Annotated in this window: 15 protein-coding genes; 8 read left to right on the top strand and 7 right to left on the bottom strand. The window is 56.7% G+C overall.

Annotated features, from left to right (window positions below; all coding sequences use genetic code 11):
- The first annotated feature begins 29 nt into the window (after window positions 1–29).
- Both sodC and E0L35_RS12300 read left to right on the top strand, forming a co-directional pair.
- Window positions 30–581 (top strand): superoxide dismutase family protein, encoded by a 552-nt coding sequence (gene sodC, locus E0L35_RS12305; RefSeq protein WP_041157540.1) that lies wholly within the window; start codon window positions 30–32, stop codon window positions 579–581.
- Between the two features lie 188 nt (window positions 582–769).
- Window positions 770–2,239, top strand: coding sequence for a carbon starvation CstA family protein (locus E0L35_RS12300; protein ID WP_009288516.1), 1,470 nt, complete (start codon window positions 770–772; stop codon window positions 2,237–2,239).
- Window positions 2,240–2,465: 226 nt separating this feature from the next.
- Here the strand turns inward: E0L35_RS12300 and E0L35_RS12295 are convergent, their stop codons facing one another.
- From E0L35_RS12295 to lptF, 6 genes are all read right to left on the bottom strand, one after another.
- Window positions 2,466–4,637: an esterase-like activity of phytase family protein gene (locus E0L35_RS12295; protein ID WP_138800420.1), complete on the bottom strand. Its 2,172-nt coding sequence runs from the start codon at window positions 4,635–4,637 to the stop codon at window positions 2,466–2,468.
- A 352-nt stretch (window positions 4,638–4,989) separates the two neighbouring features.
- Window positions 4,990–5,472, bottom strand: coding sequence for a bacterioferritin (bfr, locus tag E0L35_RS12290; protein ID WP_009288515.1), 483 nt, complete (start codon window positions 5,470–5,472; stop codon window positions 4,990–4,992).
- Between the two features lie 191 nt (window positions 5,473–5,663).
- The gene (locus tag E0L35_RS12285) at window positions 5,664–5,870 is read right to left on the bottom strand and encodes a (2Fe-2S)-binding protein (protein WP_008959830.1); all 207 of its coding nucleotides are present in this window, start codon (window positions 5,868–5,870) and stop codon (window positions 5,664–5,666) included.
- Between the two features lie 158 nt (window positions 5,871–6,028).
- A complete protein-coding gene (locus E0L35_RS12280; protein ID WP_138800419.1) occupies window positions 6,029–6,502 on the bottom strand; it encodes an RDD family protein in 474 nt (157 codons plus the stop codon).
- Window positions 6,503–6,567: 65 nt separating this feature from the next.
- Window positions 6,568–7,632, bottom strand: a complete 1,065-nt coding sequence (lptG, locus tag E0L35_RS12275) for an LPS export ABC transporter permease LptG (protein WP_053856902.1) — start codon at window positions 7,630–7,632, stop codon at window positions 6,568–6,570.
- Complete coding sequence (gene lptF / locus E0L35_RS12270) at window positions 7,632–8,711, bottom strand: LPS export ABC transporter permease LptF (protein WP_027957799.1); 1,080 nt, start codon at window positions 8,709–8,711, stop codon at window positions 7,632–7,634. The genes lptG and lptF overlap by 1 nt, the downstream gene beginning before the upstream one ends.
- A gap of 146 nt (window positions 8,712–8,857) precedes the next feature.
- Between lptF and E0L35_RS12265 the strand changes: the two genes are divergently transcribed.
- The 4 genes from E0L35_RS12265 to E0L35_RS12250 all read left to right on the top strand — a co-directional run bounded on the left by E0L35_RS12265 (window position 8,858) and on the right by E0L35_RS12250 (window position 13,709).
- Window positions 8,858–10,378, top strand: coding sequence for a leucyl aminopeptidase (locus tag E0L35_RS12265; RefSeq protein ID WP_138800418.1), 1,521 nt, complete (start codon window positions 8,858–8,860; stop codon window positions 10,376–10,378).
- A gap of 166 nt (window positions 10,379–10,544) precedes the next feature.
- Window positions 10,545–11,642, top strand: a complete 1,098-nt coding sequence (locus E0L35_RS12260; RefSeq protein ID WP_138800417.1) for a branched-chain amino acid aminotransferase — start codon at window positions 10,545–10,547, stop codon at window positions 11,640–11,642.
- Between the two features lie 100 nt (window positions 11,643–11,742).
- Window positions 11,743–12,174 carry a DNA polymerase III subunit chi gene (locus E0L35_RS12255; protein ID WP_022520155.1) on the top strand — a complete coding sequence of 144 codons (432 nt, stop codon included), beginning with the start codon at window positions 11,743–11,745 and terminating at the stop codon, window positions 12,172–12,174.
- 83 nt (window positions 12,175–12,257) lie between these two features.
- Window positions 12,258–13,709, top strand: coding sequence for a Fic family protein (locus E0L35_RS12250; protein ID WP_138800416.1), 1,452 nt, complete (start codon window positions 12,258–12,260; stop codon window positions 13,707–13,709).
- A gap of 310 nt (window positions 13,710–14,019) precedes the next feature.
- Here E0L35_RS12250 and E0L35_RS12245 read toward each other — a convergent pair whose 3' ends face one another.
- Window positions 14,020–14,478 carry a Spy/CpxP family protein refolding chaperone gene (locus tag E0L35_RS12245; protein WP_022520157.1) on the bottom strand — a complete coding sequence of 153 codons (459 nt, stop codon included), beginning with the start codon at window positions 14,476–14,478 and terminating at the stop codon, window positions 14,020–14,022.
- A gap of 161 nt (window positions 14,479–14,639) precedes the next feature.
- Here E0L35_RS12245 and E0L35_RS12240 point away from each other — a divergent pair, with 161 nt between their 5' ends.
- Together E0L35_RS12240 and E0L35_RS12235 are read left to right on the top strand one after the other, a co-directional pair.
- Window positions 14,640–15,815, top strand: a complete 1,176-nt coding sequence (locus tag E0L35_RS12240; protein WP_138800415.1) for an MFS transporter — start codon at window positions 14,640–14,642, stop codon at window positions 15,813–15,815.
- A gap of 167 nt (window positions 15,816–15,982) precedes the next feature.
- The gene (locus E0L35_RS12235; RefSeq protein WP_138800414.1) at window positions 15,983–18,829 is read left to right on the top strand and encodes a valine--tRNA ligase; all 2,847 of its coding nucleotides are present in this window, start codon (window positions 15,983–15,985) and stop codon (window positions 18,827–18,829) included.
- The last annotated feature ends 80 nt before the right edge of the window (window positions 18,830–18,909 follow it).

Raw genomic sequence — 18,909 nt, 5'->3', positions numbered from 1 at the left:
CGTTTCCATGGATTCGGAAGGAGATCAACATGCGCTATTCAACTATACGTTTCTCAACACCGCTTACCGCTATTGCCGCCTCGCTGCTGCTCGCCACCTCAGCGGCACAAGCCAATGAAACGCTTGATGTCGAGATGCATAAAGTCAGCACCGAGGGTAATGAAGAGTCAATCGGTACCGTATCCCTTGAACATACGGATCACGGCTTACTGCTGACACCTTCATTGACGGGCCTTGAGCCTGGGGTCTACGGTTTTCATGTTCACCAGAACGCCAGCTGTGATCCCGCCGAGAATGACAGTGGCGAGATGACTGCAGCACTGTCGGCTGGCGGACACTATGACCCTGAAGAAACCGGCACTCACCAAGGCCCCTATGGAGAAGGTCATTTAGGCGATCTACCGGTGCTAACCGTTAATGAAGATGGCGAAGCCAATCTCCCCGTCTTGGCGCCGCGCTTGAGCATGGAAGATATGCCTGGCCGCAGCTTGATGATTCACGAAGGCGGCGACACCTACAAAGATGAACCCCACCTGGGCGGCGGCGGCACCCGAATGGCTTGCGGCGTCGTAGAGTCTTAAGCTTTACCGTTGTTGTTAATCGACAAAATGGGCAGCCTCTCGGCTGTCCTTTTTTTTGCTTACGGCCCACTAAAGTCTAGCTGTGATTTTATAGTGGTTATCTGTACATTCAGCTCTGCTAAAGAAGTGCCTGCTTGCATGCTCTCCGACATGCTCGCCCATCCCCCTCACTGCTCTAGGTACCTTAGATGATCACCTTTATCGTATCGATCCTGCTGCTGATAGCGGGCTACTTTACCTATGGGAAATTCGTTGAGCGTGTGTTTGTAACTGACCGCAAGCGTCAGACGCCCGCTTTCAGCATGCGCGACAACATCGACTATGTGCCGATGAACACTACGCGCAATTCACTCATTCAGTTATTAAACATTGCCGGTGTCGGCCCTATTTTTGGCCCGATTCTCGGCGCGCTGTATGGGCCAGTGGCGTTTGTGTGGATTGTGATTGGCTGTATCTTTGCCGGTGCTGTTCACGATTACCTGACCGGCATGATCTCGATCCGCAACCACGGCGCTCACCTGCCGCAACTGGCCGGCAAGTTCCTGGGTAAAGCGATGAAGCATGTGGTCAATGGTTTCGCGATTCTGCTGCTGCTTTTAGTCGGTACGGTATTCGTCACCTCGCCTGCGGCGCTGCTGGCCAATATGACCTCGCTGTCGTTAACGCTGATCATCGTCGCTATCTTTATTTATTACTTGATCGCCACCCTGCTGCCGATTGATAAGGTCATTGGCCGTATCTACCCCTATTTTGGCGCCCTGCTGCTGTTCAGCGCGGCGGGTATCGGTATCGGCTTGATCATCACGGGCGCTCCGATCCCTGAGCTCTCGTTTCAGAACATGCACCCTGACGCCGCACCGATTTTCCCGCTGCTGTTTTTAACCATCTCCTGCGGCGCGCTTTCAGGTTTTCACGCCACCCAAACGCCGATTATTTCGCGCACCACCCAAAACGAAACCAATGGTCGCAAAATTTTCTACGGCATGATGATCACCGAAGGCATTATCGCAATGATATGGGCGGCCGCCGCCATGAGCCTGTTCTATGGCGACCAGTCGCTTTCCGATGTGCTGGCAGCCGGTGGCCCTGCTGCGGTGGTAAGCGAAGTTTCTACCACCATGCTCGGCGCTATAGGCGGCACCCTGGCCGTGCTCGGCGTTATTGTGCTGCCGATCACCTCGGGCGATACCGCCTTTCGCAGCGCACGGATGATCATCGCCGACTACATCAAGATCGATCAAAAGCCGATTATGAAGCGCGTCATGGTCGCTCTACCGCTGTTTGTGGTGTCTTACGCGCTAACCCATATGGACTTCACACTGCTATGGCGCTACTTCTCCTGGGCGAACCAGACCACCGCCGTGATCGCGCTGTGGGTAGGCACCATGTACTTGGTGCTGTCGCGTAAGCCTCACTGGATCACCTCGATCCCAGCCACCTTCATGACCATGGCCACGTTTACCTACTTAGCCTACGCGCCGATCGGTTTTGGTCTACCGCTGCAGCTAAGCTATGTGGTCGCGGCGCTAGGTACGCTCCTTTGCATCGCGCTGTTTATGAAGCGTGTCCGTCGTCTAAGCCGGGCAACTTTTGCCGTTGATGAGCCGGCGGTACCGAGCCAGTTTGTGGACAGCGGTGAGGCGATTGCCGCTAAATAGTTAGGCGCTCCATAACGTTACCGCCACACTTTCTTCACAGGACGCTCTTCACAAGACACTCTCCACACAAGAGTCACGCCACAAAAAAGGGCACACATCAGCCACATAACCGTGTTTGATGCGTGCCCTCGCTTTTTCTCCTATCTCTTTTATCCTACCTTTTCTCCCCTACTCCTCATGTTTATCGCTTCCATGCTGCTGCGGTATAGACGAATACAGGCAGGGACTACTCTAGCGGTATCGACCAGAAGTAGGTCTCGCCGGAACTATCGTCCACACCGTCGTTGTCGCTGACCAGCCAGGCGTTGCCATTATCGTTGATCGCCATTCCTTCAATCTTGTCCACCACAAAGCCGTTGTAGCTGGCCAGGTCGGGAATCAGGTCGCGCACTAGCTGTTTCTCGACCACCGGCAGCTCACCGCCCAGCGGGGCGGGTTCCAGGCCGTCCAGGGCAACGCGGGTCACTTGCTTAACCTTCGCCTCGGCGCCGATCTGGTTGTCGCGCTCGATCAAATAAAGCCAATCGCCATGGGCGGTGATTTCGGAGAGGCCAATCCAACCCTGTTCCACGTTATCCAGCGGGTAATGAACAGCGGCCCACTCGCCACTGTCGATATCAAAACGCAGCAGCTTGACCATGCCCTCGGGGTCATCCTGCCAAGGGCGCTGCACCGCCAGCCACAGTTGATCATCAATGCGCGTGACGCCTTCTAATCCCCACTTCAATGCCTGTTGAGCGAGCGCCTCGGGCAGTGCAATTCCTTGGATAATCTCGCCGTCGGAACCCACATGATAAAGGGTGTTGGCAAGGCCTTTGTCGTTACCTTCGGAAGCGACCCAGAAGCCACCTTCACCATCGGTGGTAATGCCTTCCATATCCAGCCCTAGCGCAGGCTCACCGTTGCGGGTCACGTCCAGTGCTGCCGTAATCCGCGCCGGGGAGGCTGAGGGGTCGATGGTAAAGATGCGCGGCTGGGCGCTGTAGAAGCTGTCGTTGACCGCGTAGAGCATGTCATCAGCGGCGACCAAACCGGAAAGTGCGCCCCAGCCGATCAGTTCATCAGCGCCCGCCGAGGTCAGGGTGGGATAGACCGCTGGCGCATCCTGGTATTGATAAATCATGACATGGGCGCGGGGGCCGCCGTCTTCGCCCAGATCTCCTTCATTGGCGGTGGCTAACAGGCCACGGCTGGGAATCGCCACGGCGCCTTCGGGAGACAGGCCCGAGGGCAGTAGCTGGGTGAGCTGCGGTTCGGCCAGGTTGCTAACGTCATAAACGCCCACCAGCGAGCCGCGCTCGGAAAGCAGGAAGACATAGGGCGTACCTTCGAACACCGCAAACTCCATCCCCTCCGGCTCGCTGCCTTTGGCATCCGAACGCTTATCGGGGTAGTGACCCGCTTCAATCACCGCGCGCTCGAATGAAGTACCTGACTCGTATACCACCTCGCCACGCTTGTTGAAGATCGTCCAGCCGCGCGCGCCGCCATCCATATCGCCTTCGTTGGCAATAGCGAAGTGGTCGTTGTCGATCCACTGCAGCGCATCCGGCTCGCGCAGACGCTCGGCTTGCTGCTCGTTGAAGATCAGTGCACCGTCATCGCTGGCGTCAATGCCGTCCAGGTCGACAGTCCCGGCGCTGAAATCCGCCACCACCTTACCGGCGTAGTCGAGCACCACCAGGTGGTTGTTCTCCTGCACGGTCACGACGGTCTCACCCAGGGTGTTGATATCGACAAACTCCGGCTCGGGATCCTCGGGGGCGATCTCGGCGAGCCCGGTTACGTCGGCGTAGAGCAGGCTGTCACAGTTAACCAGCCCTTCCGCATTGATCTTCACCAGTGCCACGGAACCGCCGGGCATCTGCGGTACACGTCCATCGCCCGCCTCTTCGTCGCGTTCGTTCTCAATGGCGACAGCGACAAAGCGCCCATCGGGGGCCGCAGCGGAAGCTACACTATCGGGCTGTCCGTCCAGCGGGCAGGAGGCGAGTATCTCGCCACTGGCTAAATCGACCGTGCGCAGCTCCCCGGAAGGTTCGCTGTAGGAAACCGATGTATTCACTCCGACATAGGCCATATTGCCGAGCACCGATACGGCCGTAGGCTCGCCGTCCATAACGATATTACCCAGCGGTTGCGGATTAGCCGGGTCGCTGATATCGATGCGCCCAATCACGCCCAGCGGGCTATCGGTATACACCAGCGTCATGCCATCACCGGAAGCAGCAATGATTTCAGGCGCGGTCTCGCGTGTACGATCCTCGCCCTCGGCCATGTTATCGGGAACCGCGAAACTGGCGATGCGGTTGAAATGTTGATCTGCCGCGCCTGCCGCTTGCGTGGCGGCCAGCACAGCAGCCAGCGCCAACAGGGTTGGTCTGCGTTTGAGTATCATGATGGAGTTAATCCCTTGCCTAAGCTTAAGAAACGACTGATTAAGTTATTAAACTTGCTATGTCCGATTAACCATCCAACATCATAACGATGTCAGGCTTATGACACTCACTGGCTAAGTTAGCGCCGTTGGCTATCGGCACACCTCAGCGCGAAATCCAAGTTGCCGCAAAAATGTTAGATGGGTAAGTAGTGAAGGAACGCATAGGGGAAAAGGGAAGCAGGAAAATCGATAGGTTAAAGGAGACCTTAGAACGAAAGCAGCCAGTCAGTTAGCCCTGACTGGCTGCTTTTTAGCTAGTTTTGGTTGCTAGCTTACTTCTATACATACGCGACATACGCGCGATAGCGTTTTACTCGTCGCCTGCCATCTGCATTTGGCGTTGCATGTAATTCTGAATACCCACCTTGTCGATCAAACCAAGTTCCGTTTCGATGTGATCGATATGGTCTTCTTCGTCGGCGAGCAGATCGCGGAGCATGTCGCGGGTAACGTAATCTTTAACGCTTTCACAATAGGTGATGGCTTCGATGTAGTCGTTGCGGCCATCGTGCTCAATTTTTAGATCGCTTTCGAGCATTTCTTTGACGTTTTCGCCAATGTGCAGCTTGCCCAGGTCTTGCAGGTTGGGAATACCTTCCAGGAATAGGATACGCTCGATGATCTTGTCAGCGTGCTGCATCTCTTCGATGGACTCATCGTATTCCCACTTGGCGAGTGCTTTTAGGCCCCAGTCTTTGTACATCTTGGCGTGCAAAAAGTACTGATTGATCGCAACCAGTTCGTTGCCGAGCGCCTTATTGAGATGCTCAATAACTTTCGTATCACCTTTCATGACGTCACCTTTTCTACTGTAATGCTGATGTTTAATCTAGTTTAGACAATACGATCAAGCAGTTACGTTTGGAGAAGAGTATAGGCGCAAATAGCTATACCCCCAGCGTTTCTGAGAGTATAGATAAGATGATTAAAAGTTCAAGCAAATCAGTTATTTGCTAAAGATAACCCTAACAATAGTGATTCGCGTCACACGGCGTAGGCAAGGCCCATATCGGCTTCTTGACGTGCTTCCTGAACGGCATCGCGGGTAATTGATTTAGCGTAGCACGCGCACTTACCGCACTGCGTTGCGCAGCCGGTTGCCTCGCGTACTTCTCGCCAGCTGCGCGCTCCGTCGCTAACGTGCTGGCGAATCTGATGATCGGTTACTCCCTTGCACACGCAAACGTACATGGCGACACCTCATAAAAATCATGAGATGAATGTAAATGATTCGCATACATCTTATCAAGTAGAAATGACTGCTTTTTGCTATCCATTCGTCTTAATAAGCAAGAGCAGCAAAATAACGTACTGGCGTAAAAGCACTTTTTGCCCCATACCAGCTGAAATTATTTTTTCGGCAAAACCACCGTTTGCGTGTTGGAAGCAATATCCGGCCAGCTACGCCGCTGTTTATCGAACAGCACCCATAAGTAGCCCAAACCAAACGCCAGCAGCGAGAGCCACGCCACCGCGCAGCGGATGAGGCATTGCTTCAAGTTCAGTGAATCCCCGTCTACCGTTTGCACCCGTAATCGCCATGCCTGCATACCCAAGGTCATACCACCGCGCGACCAGGAGAAAACAAAAAACAGCGTGACAAAAAACACCAGCAAGAGCTGCAAACTCAAAACATCGCTGGCCGTAGTGCCAATCTCTTCGGGCTGTTGACCCAGCACATAGCGGAAAAACAGCATATGCACGACGGTCACCGCAATCCAAATCGCGGTGACCAAAAAGCCGTCATACAGCATGGCGCCCAGTCGTCGGCCAAGACCGGCTGGCCATACGCTGTCCAACTGAGTAAAGCGTCGTGTTTGCATAGTTCTCTTCGTGGTTGCTGGCTGTTTCTGGACGATACGAGGCTGTGATGGCTACTATTGCGGCATTAACCATTGCGACGTAGAAAGTAGATCCCGACCCCAGCGCAGGCCAGAGTCGGCACCAGTACGGCCCAGACGGGTGAAAAGCCAAATATCGTCGAGGCGGGCGCCAGTAGATCCTGAACGTACTTAAAGCTCAGCCCAGTGACAACGCCATAAAACACCCGAGTACCAGCGGCCACGGTGCGCAGCGGGCCAAATACAAAGGAGGCGGCAATCAGCACCAGCGACCCCATGGTGAGCGGCATCAGCATCTTCTGCCAAAAATACAGCAGTGCCTGATCATTCTGCAGGTTCTGCTCTTCAAGGAACTGGGCATAGGCCCAAAGCTCGCTGGGCGCCTGACTCTCAATATCGCGCAGCAGCCTCTCTAGCTGGGTGGGGGTGAAAGAGGTGTCCCAACCCATGCTTGCCATCTGCTCAGACTCGGTGTGATCGTCAAAAATACGCGTGGTAGCGACGTTTTCCAAACGCCAGGCATCGTTTTCCCAGTGTGCGCGCTGAGCGTAAGTGGCTTCGACCAGTTGGCGGTCATCAAAGCGATAGCGGGTTAAATCGAGCACGACGTTATCCGCGCGAATTGCCCCAAAACGGTAGACGCTGTCACCCTCTATCTGCCAGCCGCTGCGACTGGTCAACACAGCGCCTTCACCCTGGAGTTTTTCCAGCCGCCACGCCTCGGCATACTGCTCGGTGCGTGGGCTAACGTATTCGGCAACTAACAGCACCACGACCACGACCACCAGCACGGGTTTCATCACCCCCCATACAATGCGCGCCAGAGAACGCCCAGCGGCGCGCATAACGGTAAGCTCATTGCTGGAAGCCATGCTGCCTAAGCCAATCAGCGCGCCAATTAATACGGCTACCGGGGCGTACTGATAGAATCGCCAAGGCGTGCGCATTAGCAGGTAAAGCAGCGCATCGAAGGCGGTATAGCCCGCCTGCACATCGCCTAAATCATCGATATAAGCGATGGTAATATCCAACCCCAGCAGCACGAACTGAACGACGATAATGGCCGCCAGCACGTTGCGGGCGATATAACGATCAAGACGGTCAAGCACCATTATCGCATCCCCTTGCGTTGCGAGCGCCATAGCAATAATAGGCCCAGCCCTAAAAACAGCCCATGGACTGGCCACACGCCCAGCGTGGTGGACCAAGTGCCACTGCCAATCGCATCGACAACCGCGAGCAGCAGACTAAGATAGGCGACGTATAAAAATACCGCGGGCAGCAGTTTGCCAAAGCGCCCCTGGCGGGGATTAACCCGGGAAAGCGGCTGCGCCATCAAGGCCAGCACAAACACCATAAGCGGGAGCCCTGCCCGCCACTGCCACTGGGCTTGGGCACGGGGGCTTGGATTACTCCATAGCGCAGGCGTAGTGGCGTACTCCAGTGAATCCAGTTCCTGCCGGTCGCGATTCAGCCCTAGTCGCAATGTATAACGCTCAAACGTTAGCCGCTCGGCGCTCTTATCGCCCGGCGTCACCCCGTAGCGCTCACCGTCATCCAACACCAGAAAACGGCTACCCGTTTCGAGGCGGGTTTCCTGATAGCCCGATGCCGCCCGGGTAACGTAGTCGTGAGTACCTTCGTCGCCTTGTTGGTTCTGCTCGTGCACCAGCACATCCTGCATTTCCGTTCCGTCGCTTGAGAAGCTGCCGATGTAAGCGGTACGGCCACCGCCGAACTCTTGAAAGCGCCCCGGCGCCAACACGGAAACATCCAGGCGACTGCGCTGTTCTTCCAGCGCGGTCTCGGTTTGCAGCGCCCCAAAAGGCGTTAGCCACAGGCTGCAGACACCGACCAGTACCGCCACCACGCTGGCAGGCAGCAACGTCACCTTCAATAGCCGCGTGGGGCTCATCCCACAGGCGACCATTACAGTGATTTCGCTGTTCATATAGAGCTGCCCGTAGGCGAGCAGGATGCCTAGAAAAAACGACAGCGGTAGAATCAGTTCCATAAAGCCAGGCAGGTGAAACATCATCAGACTGCCTAGCATGGTGACGGGAATATCGCCCTCCGCCGCGTCCGAAAAATAGCGGATAAAGCGGCTGCCCATAATCACCAGCAGTAGAATGCCAGCGACTGCCGACATGGTGAGTAATACTTCGCGAGTTAGATACCGAAATAAAATCAACGCGCTCTCCGGCTAGTCGTGCAGGATGCCATGCAATAAGCGTATGGCTTGGGTACACTAATCAAACTATTTTCAGTCCCTTTTCAAAATCAAAAGCAACGGGGCATTATCCCGAATCCCTCGATGCTTGTCTTGTTGGAGACGTCATGGAATTTTCCGTTCAGACCGCGAACCCAGCCAAAGCTGAAACACCCTGCCTTTTGGTGCCGGTTTATAAAGGTGGCGACTTCCTGCCCACCGTTGCCAAACTGGACGACGCCAGCGAGCGCCTGATTGGCCAATTGCTCGAACGCGGCGACTTTGACGCAGCACTGGGCAACGTGCAACTAGTACCCTTTGCGCCAGGCCTGGGGGCCGAACGCATTTTGCTGGTGGGCTTGGGAGAGCGCGAAAAATGCCAGGAAGCGGCCTTCATCAAGGCGCTGGATGCGGCCATGACCGCGCTAGTGAAACTGCCTATTGACGAAGCCAGCGTAGTATTTGGCGATGTTCCGTTGACTGACCGCGATGCGGCCTGGAAAGCGCGCAAGGTAATGGAATCTGCGGAGCGGGCTATCTATCGCTTTGATCAGTTCAAATCCTCGCCCGCGCCAGCCCCCAGCCTCGCCAAGCTAACGTTAATTATCACCGATGCTGACGCTGTCCCGCAGGTTAAGCAGGGTGCGTTAGTGGGCAACGCTATTGGCCAAGGCATCAACTACACCCGCACGCTGGGCAACCTGCCCGGTAACGTCTGTACGCCCAGCTATTTAGCCGAGCAGGCAGAGCAGTTGGGTCGCGACTCACAAGGCGCGCTCAAGGTCGAGATTCTCGATGAAGAAGCGCTGGAAGCTCTGGGCGCAGGCTCGCTACTATCCGTAGGCCGCGGCAGCAAAGAGCCGACACGCTTGATCGTTATGAAGTACCAGGGCGCCGAAGAAAGCGAAGAAGCGCCCCATGTATTGGTAGGCAAAGGCATTACTTTTGATACCGGCGGCATTTCGCTCAAGCCCGGCGAAAGCATGGACGAAATGAAGTTCGATATGTGCGGCGCCGCCAGCGTGTTCGGCACCGTCAAAGCGGTATTGGCGATTAAACCCAAGCTCAACCTGGTATTTATTGTTGCCGCCGCGGAAAACATGCCAGATGGCAATGCCACCAAGCCCGGCGACATCATCAAAACCCTCAAAGGTTTGACCGTCGAAGTGCTTAACACCGACGCGGAAGGCCGCCTGGTGCTGTGCGATGCACTCACCTACGCCGAGCGCTTTACCCCGGCCAGTGTAGTGGATATCGCCACTCTCACCGGCGCCGTGATTATTGGCCTGGGCCACCACGCCACCGGCCTGCTCTCCAACGACGATGACTTGGCACTGGATCTGCTGGATGCGGGCGAAGCCGCCTGGGATCGCGCCTGGCACTTGCCGCTGTGGGATGAGTATCAAGAGCAGCTTGAGTCCAACTTTGCCGACCTTGCCAATATTGGTGGCCGCCCGGCAGGCACGATTACCGCTGCGTGCTTCTTGTCACGCTTTGCCGATCACTTCCCCTGGGCGCACCTGGATATCGCCGGCACCGCATGGCACTCCGGCAAGCAAAAAGGCGCCACCGGCCGCCCCGTTGGGCTGTTAACCCAGTACCTGCTTGACCGTGAAGCAGACGCCCAAGTAGAAAATAGCGACGTCTAACAACACAATTGGGCAATCAACGGTTGCCTTTATTTGACGCAACCGTTACACCTAAACCCATTAGCGTGTGCCTTATCTCAAGGCACACGCTACGACCACTTTAACGCTTATATTACGACGCCTATATTTGCCCTTCAGGGCTTGGATCAAGTAGAGAGAACATGCCGTGCCCACTAACTTTGAGATTCTGCCATCCAACCAGCCGATAGCCGATGAGATCCGTGACAACATTCTCAAAAACCCCGGCTTTGGCAAACACTTTACCGATCACATGGCCCATGTGCGCTGGACGGTTGACGCCGACTGGCACGGCCACCAAGTGCGCCCTTACGGCCCGCTAACGCTGGATCCCGCCGCCTCTGTGCTGCATTACGGCCAGGAAATTTTTGAGGGCATCAAGGCCTATCGCCATGCCGACGGCTCTATCTGGACGTTCCGCCCTGAGAAAAACGCCGAGCGCTTCCGCCGCAGTGCCCGCCGGTTAGCGCTGCCGGAACTTTCCGATGAAGACTTTATTGGCTCGCTAAAAGCGCTATTAGCGCAAGACCATGTCTGGGTACCGACACCCGCCAGCGCATCTGACGAGTGCAGCCTCTACCTGCGTCCGTTTATGATCGCCTCGGAAGCCTTCTTGGGCGTACGCCCCGCCCATGAGGTGGACTACTACGTGATCGCCTCCCCCGCGGCGGCGTACTTTAAAGGCGGCATTGCCCCGGTATCAATCTGGCTCTCGTCTAACTACAAGCGCGCAGCCCCCGGCGGTACTGGCTTTGCCAAGTGTGGCGGTAACTACGCTGCTTCATTGGCTGCGCAGAAAGAGGCCGAAGCCCACCAGTGTGGTCAGGTCGCGTTCCTCGATGCCGCTGAAAACAAGTGGGTGGAAGAACTCGGCGGCATGAACCTGTTCTTCGTCTTCAAAGATGGCCGCTTGGTGACCCCGCGCCTGACCGACACGATTTTGGAAGGCGTGACCCGCAACTCGGTACTAACCCTGGCGAAAGATGAAGGCCTAACGCCGGAAGAGCGCCCGATTAGCATTGACGAATGGCGCGAAGGCGCGGCGTCTGGCGAGATCACCGAGATCTTTGCCTGCGGTACCGCCGCGGTTATCACCCCAGTAGGTGAACTGGTCAGCGAAAACGAGCGTATCAAGCTAGCTGCCGGTGGCAATAATGAGATTGCCATGCGCATTCGTACCAAGCTGCTCGACCTGCAGTATGGCCGCAGCGAAGATAAGTACGGCTGGCTAACCCAGCTGGTTTAAGCGGTTTTAAAACCAGCGCTTATCCTTTCAGCACCGCCGCATTCTTGCGGCGGTGCTGTTTGCAATCGACGTATCTGAAATCGTTTTACCTGGAACCGCTATGGCGCGCATTGATTTCTACATTCTGCCCGATACTACCTTGGAGGCGCGCTTGCAGTTCGCCTGCAAACTGGCCGAGACCATCTGGCGCAAAGGCTACCGCCTGCATCTCCACTGTGAAGACAAAGCCCTCGCCGAGCAGGCCGATAACGCGCTATGGAATTTCCGCCCGGACGCCTATTTACCCCATGCTCTAGAAGATAGCGAGATGGCTGCCAGCGTGCCGATTACGCTAGGTTGGCAGCAGTTGCCGGTGCCCACGGAAGAAACCGCGCTGCTTAATCTACACCCGGAAATACCCGAAGGCGTAGAGCGCTACGCGCGAATTGCCGAGATTATTAATCAGCACCAACAGGTGCTGGTCGCCAAACGCGCCTGCTGGCAGCGCTATAAAGAGATGGGCCATGAGGTCGTGCCGCATAAATTGGGGTAGGCACAATGCATCCAGCGCGAAGAGGCTTGACCAGACGCTGAAATTGACGCCTTTCTCCATCGCGAGCTGAAGCGAAGTAAGCCATGACGATAAGTGAACTTCTTGATATGGTCGCACGCGGCGAAGACAGCCGCCACCAGTTCAAACGCGATGCCACCAACGCGGATGGCCTTGCCGCTGAGATGGCCGCCTTTGCCAACAGTGGCGGCGGGTGGTTGTTGCTGGGCGTCAATGATGACGGCTCAATTGCAGGGCTGGATGGCGCGGCGGTACGGCGGTTGAACCAGCTACTTGGCAACGCTGCCTCCCAGCATGTACGTCCTCCCGTGCATCCGCTGACCGAGAATGTGCAGACAGATCAGGGCATTGTAATAGTGATGGAGGTGCCCGATGGGCTGGCCAAACCGTATCTTGATAATCAAGGCCGCATTTGGGTCAAGCAGGGGTCGGACAAACGGCATGTGACCTCCCGCGAAGAACTGCAGCGCATGTTCCAGCGTTCTGGGCTGGTTTACGCTGATGTAGTACCAGTAGCGGGTACTTCGGTGGAGGATATCGATGACAAGGCGTTTACTGGCTACTTCAATCGCCGCTATGGTGAGAGCAGCGAGTTCTCCGGTCTGACACGGGAGCAGTTGCTGCAGAACTTGGGCCTGGGCGATGGGCAGGAGTTGAATCTGGCGGGGCTGATGCTGTTTGGTCGCAATCCTCAGCGCTGGCGTCCGGCCTTTGAAGTGAAGGCAGTGGCCTTCCCCGGCACCGCGCTGCACGATACTCGCTACCTGGATAGCGAAGATATCAAGGGCACCCTACTGGAGCAGTTCCGTGGCGCTTTTGCCTTTATCAAGCGCAATTTGCACCATGTGCAGCACGGGCGTAGTTTCAACACCCTGGGCGAGTTGGAGATTCCCGAAACGGCGCTGGAAGAGTTGTTGGTCAATGCCTTGATTCACCGAGACTACTTCACCAGCGCTTCCGTCCGCTTGATGGTCTTTGCCGATCGTGTGGAGATTGTCAGCCCTGGCCACCTGCCGGATAGCCTGAGCGCTGAGGACATTCGCCGGGGTAAGACCATCCGCCGTAATCCTACGCTCACCGAACATGCCAGCCATATCTTACCCTATCGCGGTATGGGCAGTGGCATTCCACGAGCGCTTGAGGCATGGCCAAAGATTGACTTGCTTAATGACCCTTCAGGCAATCAATTCAGTGCAATCGCTTGGCGGCCAGAGGCGGAGTGGACGGATGATACCCCACCAGTCACCGGGGAAGTCACCGGGGAAGTCACCGGGGAAGTCACCGGGGAAGTCACACGACTACTCGCGGTCTTGCAAGGCGAAATGAAGCGCTCAGATATACAAGCAGCGCTTGGGTTGAAGCATGAAGACCACTTTCGGGAATCCTATCTGCGTCCGGCATTAAAGGTCGGCGCTATTGAAATGACAATTCCAGACAAGCCACGCAGCAGCCGTCAGAAGTACCGTCTGACAGCAGCCGGGCAGAAATGGGTAGCCACTCAAGGAAGACAACATTGATATGGGCAAACCAACCTGAAAAGAGGGAAGACTGGTCAAGGTCAATGCCCTGAGAATTGATTGATTCGATCCGTCAAGGTGCCAGCGAAGGCGAGCTCCCCTCGGCAGCGTGAGTTCTGCTCTGAGCGTGCCGTCTGGAGCGGTGGCCGCTAACCAACTTCAGCAACGCATCCAGTCAATGCTGTTCGAACATACCAACATCTCGAAGAAGCCCGAGAAAATCATCAGCCACAAACACGTGACCCCGCACTTGGCGGGGTCATCAACGGAAGTCGGCAATCGCTGTCAGTGCGTCCCAGGCGTCTTTGCCTTAGCCCCCCTGTTGCTGCATCTGCTCCTGCATCTGTTGTTGCATTTGCTGCTGCTGTTGAGCCACGGCCTCATCCAGTTGATCGCGCTGCTCCTGAGTGAAAACGCCTTCGATCTGAGACTGTATGATAATGCTATCCGCGGTCATCTCGGCCGTTAGGTCACCAAGACGCTCTGCATCTGCCCGAATGGCGGCTTCGTCATAATCAGTCTGAACGTGCTCACTGAGTTGCTGTTGCAACTGCTGGGCTTCCTGCTCATTGGCACCAACGTCGTCTTGCATCTGGGTCAAAAGGTTGCTGAGTTCTTCCTTCTGCCCATCATTCAGATCGACCATTTCGTCAAGTTGATCAACTTGGTCATCGACACTGGGAGTGCTACCAGCCATTTGCTGGGCCATGGCGGGAACACTGAATGCCAGTGCTGCAACGGCTGGAAGGAAAAGCTTGGCTACGTGCATAAAAACTCCAATTGCGAACAAATTTGTACTTCCTGCCCGACGAATCCTGACGGGTCTTGTGATCCGACACTGCTGTTTTTAAAAAATTCGTCGTAACGGTAAATTGTTGATTACCATTAGCGGGCTCTGGCCGCGCCCTTTGCCCTCATGGAGACGTAAACGTGTTCACGCGCTACCCGCTTGTTACGATTGTCATCGCCCAGCTGTTCGGCACCTCGCTATGGTTTAGCGTTAATGGCGTTGGCTTGGCGCTTCAGGAGGCCGTCGGCCTCAGCGAAAGCGATTTGGGTCTGCTCACCATCGCCGTTCAGGCAGGGTTTATTACCGGCACGCTGCTGATCGCAACCACTGGTCTTGCCGACCGAATTCGTGCCAGCCACCTGTTTGCGATTTCTGCCGTTCTCGGCGCACTGATCAACGCCGCCTTTATCGGCGCGGCTGAGAGCGTGACGCTCGCCGCTGTTGCGCGCTTTGCGACCGGGCTTTCCCTGGCGGGGATTTATCCGCTAGGCATGAAGCTGGTGGTGAGCTGGACACCCAGCCACGCCGGCGCCGCGCTGGGTTGGCTGGTGGGCATGCTGACCCTGGGCATTGCCTCGCCGCACCTGCTGCGCGGTTTAACGCTGCATTTACCCTGGCAGTGGCCGCTGCTGCTGGCGTCACTGCTGGCGCTGGCCGCTGCGCTAATGATTTTCAAGCTGGGCGTTGGCCCCCACCTGCCAGCCACCGCCAAAAGCGGCCGCCCCTGGGCAGGCCTGGCCGCTTTCAAACAGCCCCGCTTTCGTGCCGCCGCACTGGGTTATTTCGGCCACTGCTGGGAGCTTTACGCCCTTTGGGCGCTGGTGCCGTTTCTGGTCGCCCGGGAGCTGGAGCGCTTGGGTGCTGCAAACAGCGCTCAACCGTGGCTAAGTTTTGCGGTGATCGCGTTGGGCTTACCGGGCTGCGTGCTGGCAGGCAAATGGAGCCGACAGATTGGCAGTGCCCGAGTGGCCTGCGTGGCATTGGCTACCTCCGGTGCGCTCTGTTTGGTTTATCCCCTGTTGGGCAGCGCCTCGCCCTGGCTGCTGCTGGTGCTTCTCGGCGTATGGGGCGTTAGCGTTATTGCCGACTCCGCGCAGTTCTCTGCGCTGGCCAGCGCCACGGCTCCACCCGAGCGGCTAGGAGCAGCGCTGGCGATGATGAATGCGATCGGCTTTGGGCTGACCATTCCTTCCATTGCACTGGTCACAGCGCTGTGGTCGAGCCAGTCGCTGGCTGTCATTTGGTGGCTATTGCCGGGCCCCATCCTCGGGCTAATCGCCATGCGCGGATTTTCTGCCCATAAACAGCTCTCATAAACACATCACATACGTACTGTGCACCCACAATAGAGCGTGAGTAGCCCCTGACGACCACTGCCCTTACGCGGTATACTCACGCCCATTAAATTATGCATTTATGCATTTGCGCATTTATGCGTTTATACATTTTTGCACATTTCTCGCCAGCCGTGAGCCAACTCTCCATGGAAAAGACCTACCAACCCGAACAGATCGAAACCCGCTGGTACGAGCGCTGGGAAGCCGACAACCGTTTCGCCCCCTCCGGCCAGGGCACGCCTTTTTCGATCATGATTCCACCGCCCAATGTGACCGGCAGCCTGCACATGGGCCACGCGTTCCAGGACACCATTATGGATACCCTGACGCGCTGGAAACGGATGCAGGGCAATAACACCCTGTGGCAGGTAGGCACCGACCACGCCGGTATCGCGACGCAGATGCTGGTGGAGCGCAAGATTGCGGCTGAAGAGGGCAAGACCCGACACGACCTTGGTCGCGATGCGTTTATCGACAAAGTGTGGGAGTGGAAACACGAGTCCGGCGGCCATATTACCCGCCAGCTGCGCCGCATGGGCGCTAGCGTCGACTGGTCTCGCGAACGCTTCACCATGGACGACGGCTTCTACAAGGCGGTACAAGAAGTGTTTGTGCGCCTGCACGAAGAGAAGTTGATCTATCGTGGCAAGCGCCTGGTCAACTGGGATCCGACACTGCACACCGCCATTTCTGACCTGGAAGTGGAGAACAAAGAGCAGCAGGGCAGCTTCTGGCATTTCCGCTACCCGCTGGCGGACGGCGTCAAAACCAACGATGGCAAGGATTACCTCATAGTCGCCACCACCCGCCCGGAGACCCTGCTGGGCGATACCGGTGTGGCGGTGAATCCAGACGATGAGCGCTACGCCTCTCTGGTCGGCAAGTTCATTGAGCTACCGCTGGTCGGTCGCCGTATTCCGGTGGTTGCTGACGAGCACGCCGATATGGAGAAAGGTTCGGGCTGCGTCAAGATCACCCCCGCCCACGACTTCAACGACTACGAAGTCGGCAAGCGCCAGAACCACCTGCTGATAAACGTCTTCTCCAAAGACGCGGCGATCCTTGAACAGGCCGAGATCTTCGACCTGAAAGGACAGCCCCAGCCCGATGTAGACGCCACTCTGCCTGCCAAGTACGCAGGTCTCGACCGCTTTGAAGCGCGCAAGCAGATCGTTGCCGACATGGACGCCCTGGGCCTGCTAGAGCAAGTCGAAGCCGTTAACAACACCCTGCCTTATGGTGACCGTTCGGGCGATGTCATTGAGCCGCTGCTCACCGACCAGTGGTTTGTAGCCGTGGAGTCCCTCGCCAAGCCCGCCATCGAAGCGGTGGAAAATGGCGATATCCAGTTCGTGCCCAAGAACTACGAGAACATGTACTTCGCCTGGATGCGCGACCTGCAGGATTGGTGTATCTCCCGCCAGCTGTGGTGGGGCCACCGCATCCCGGCCTGGTACGACGAGGAAGGCAATGTCTACGTTGCTCGTAGCGAAGCCGAAGCTCGCGAGAAGCATGAGCTCGGCCCCGACGTAACCTTGACGCAAGATGAAGACGTACTCGATACCTGGTTCAGCTCGGGCCTGTGGACGTTCGGCACCCTCGGCTGGCCGGAACAAACCCCGGAGCTGGAGACCTTCCACCCTTCCAGCGTTCTAGTGACCGGCTTTGACATCATATTCTTCTGGGTTGCCCGGATGATCATGATGACCCTGAAGTTCACCAAGCAGGTACCGTTTAAGACGGTTTACGTACACGGTTTGGTGCGCGACGGCCAAGGGCAGAAGATGTCCAAATCCAAGGGCAACGTACTCGACCCCATCGACCTGATCGACGGCATCACGCTGGATGAACTGCTCGAAAAGCGCACCGGCAATATGATGCAGCCGAAACAGGCCAAGGCGATTGCCAAAGCGACCAAGGACGAGTTCAAAGACGGTATTGAAGCCCACGGCACCGATGCGCTGCGCTTTACGTTCCTCTCCCAAGCCACCACCGGGCGTGATATCAAGTTTGATATGAGCCGCCTGGACGGCTACCGCAACTTCTGCAACAAGCTGTGGAACGCCTCGCGCTACGTGCTGATGAACGCCGAAGGCGAAGATTGCGGCACTGGTGGTGAAGAGGTTGAGCTTTCACTGGCCGACCGCTGGATTATCTCGCAGCTGCAGAAAACCGAAGCCCAGGTCACCAAGGCGATGGACGAGTACCGTTTCGACCACGCCTCCCAGGCGCTGTATGAGTTCGTCTGGAACGAGTACTGCGACTGGTACCTGGAGCTTTCCAAGCCTGTTTTGTGGGATGAAAATGCCACGGCAGAAGCCAAGCGCGGTACCCGCCGCACGCTGGTACGCGTACTCGAAGCGATTCTGCGCCTTGCTCACCCGATGATGCCTTATATTACCGAAGAGATCTGGCAGCGCGTGTCGCCGCTGGCAGGTGTGTATATGGGTGACGATGCGTCGATCATGCTGCAAGCCTGGCCAGAAGCCGACGAAAGCAAAATCGACGACCAGGCCAGCCTGGATATCGAGTGGTTGAAAGGCGTCATCATCGCCGTGCGTAACATCCGCGCCGAAATGAACATCGCCCCCGGCAAACCGCTTGACGTGCTGCTCACCAAAGGCAAGCCCGAAGACGCCGAGCGCCTGGAGAGCAACCGTCGCTTCCTTTCCAAACTCGCCAAGCTGGAAAGCGTTACCTGGCTTGAAAACCCAGACGATGCCCCGCTCTCAGCCACGCAATTGGTGGGCGATATGGAAGTGCTGGTACCGATGGCGGATCTGATCGACAAAGACGCCGAAATCGCCCGCTTAAGCAAAGAGATTGAGAAGCAGGACAAGCTGATCGGCGGCATCGAGAAGAAGCTTAGCAACGACGGCTTTATCGCCAAAGCCCCGGTAGCGGTGGTGGATAAAGAGCGCGGCAAGCTGGCCGAATTCCAAGCCACCAAGCAGTTGCTGGAAGAACAGCGCGCTAAAATCTCAGCGCTGTAAGTCCTCCCCCGGCGCCAGGCAGCTCTGACGGCATGGCGCCGGCGCGCCGCTTGCCCGCTGATCGGATAGCGCCTATAACG

The sequence above is a fragment of the Halomonas sp. ATBC28 genome, from assembly GCF_005937175.1.
Classification (GTDB): domain Bacteria; phylum Pseudomonadota; class Gammaproteobacteria; order Pseudomonadales; family Halomonadaceae; genus Vreelandella; species Vreelandella titanicae.
The sequence above is the reverse complement of the archived record's forward strand: the minus strand, read 5'-3'. Positions and strand labels throughout refer to the sequence as shown.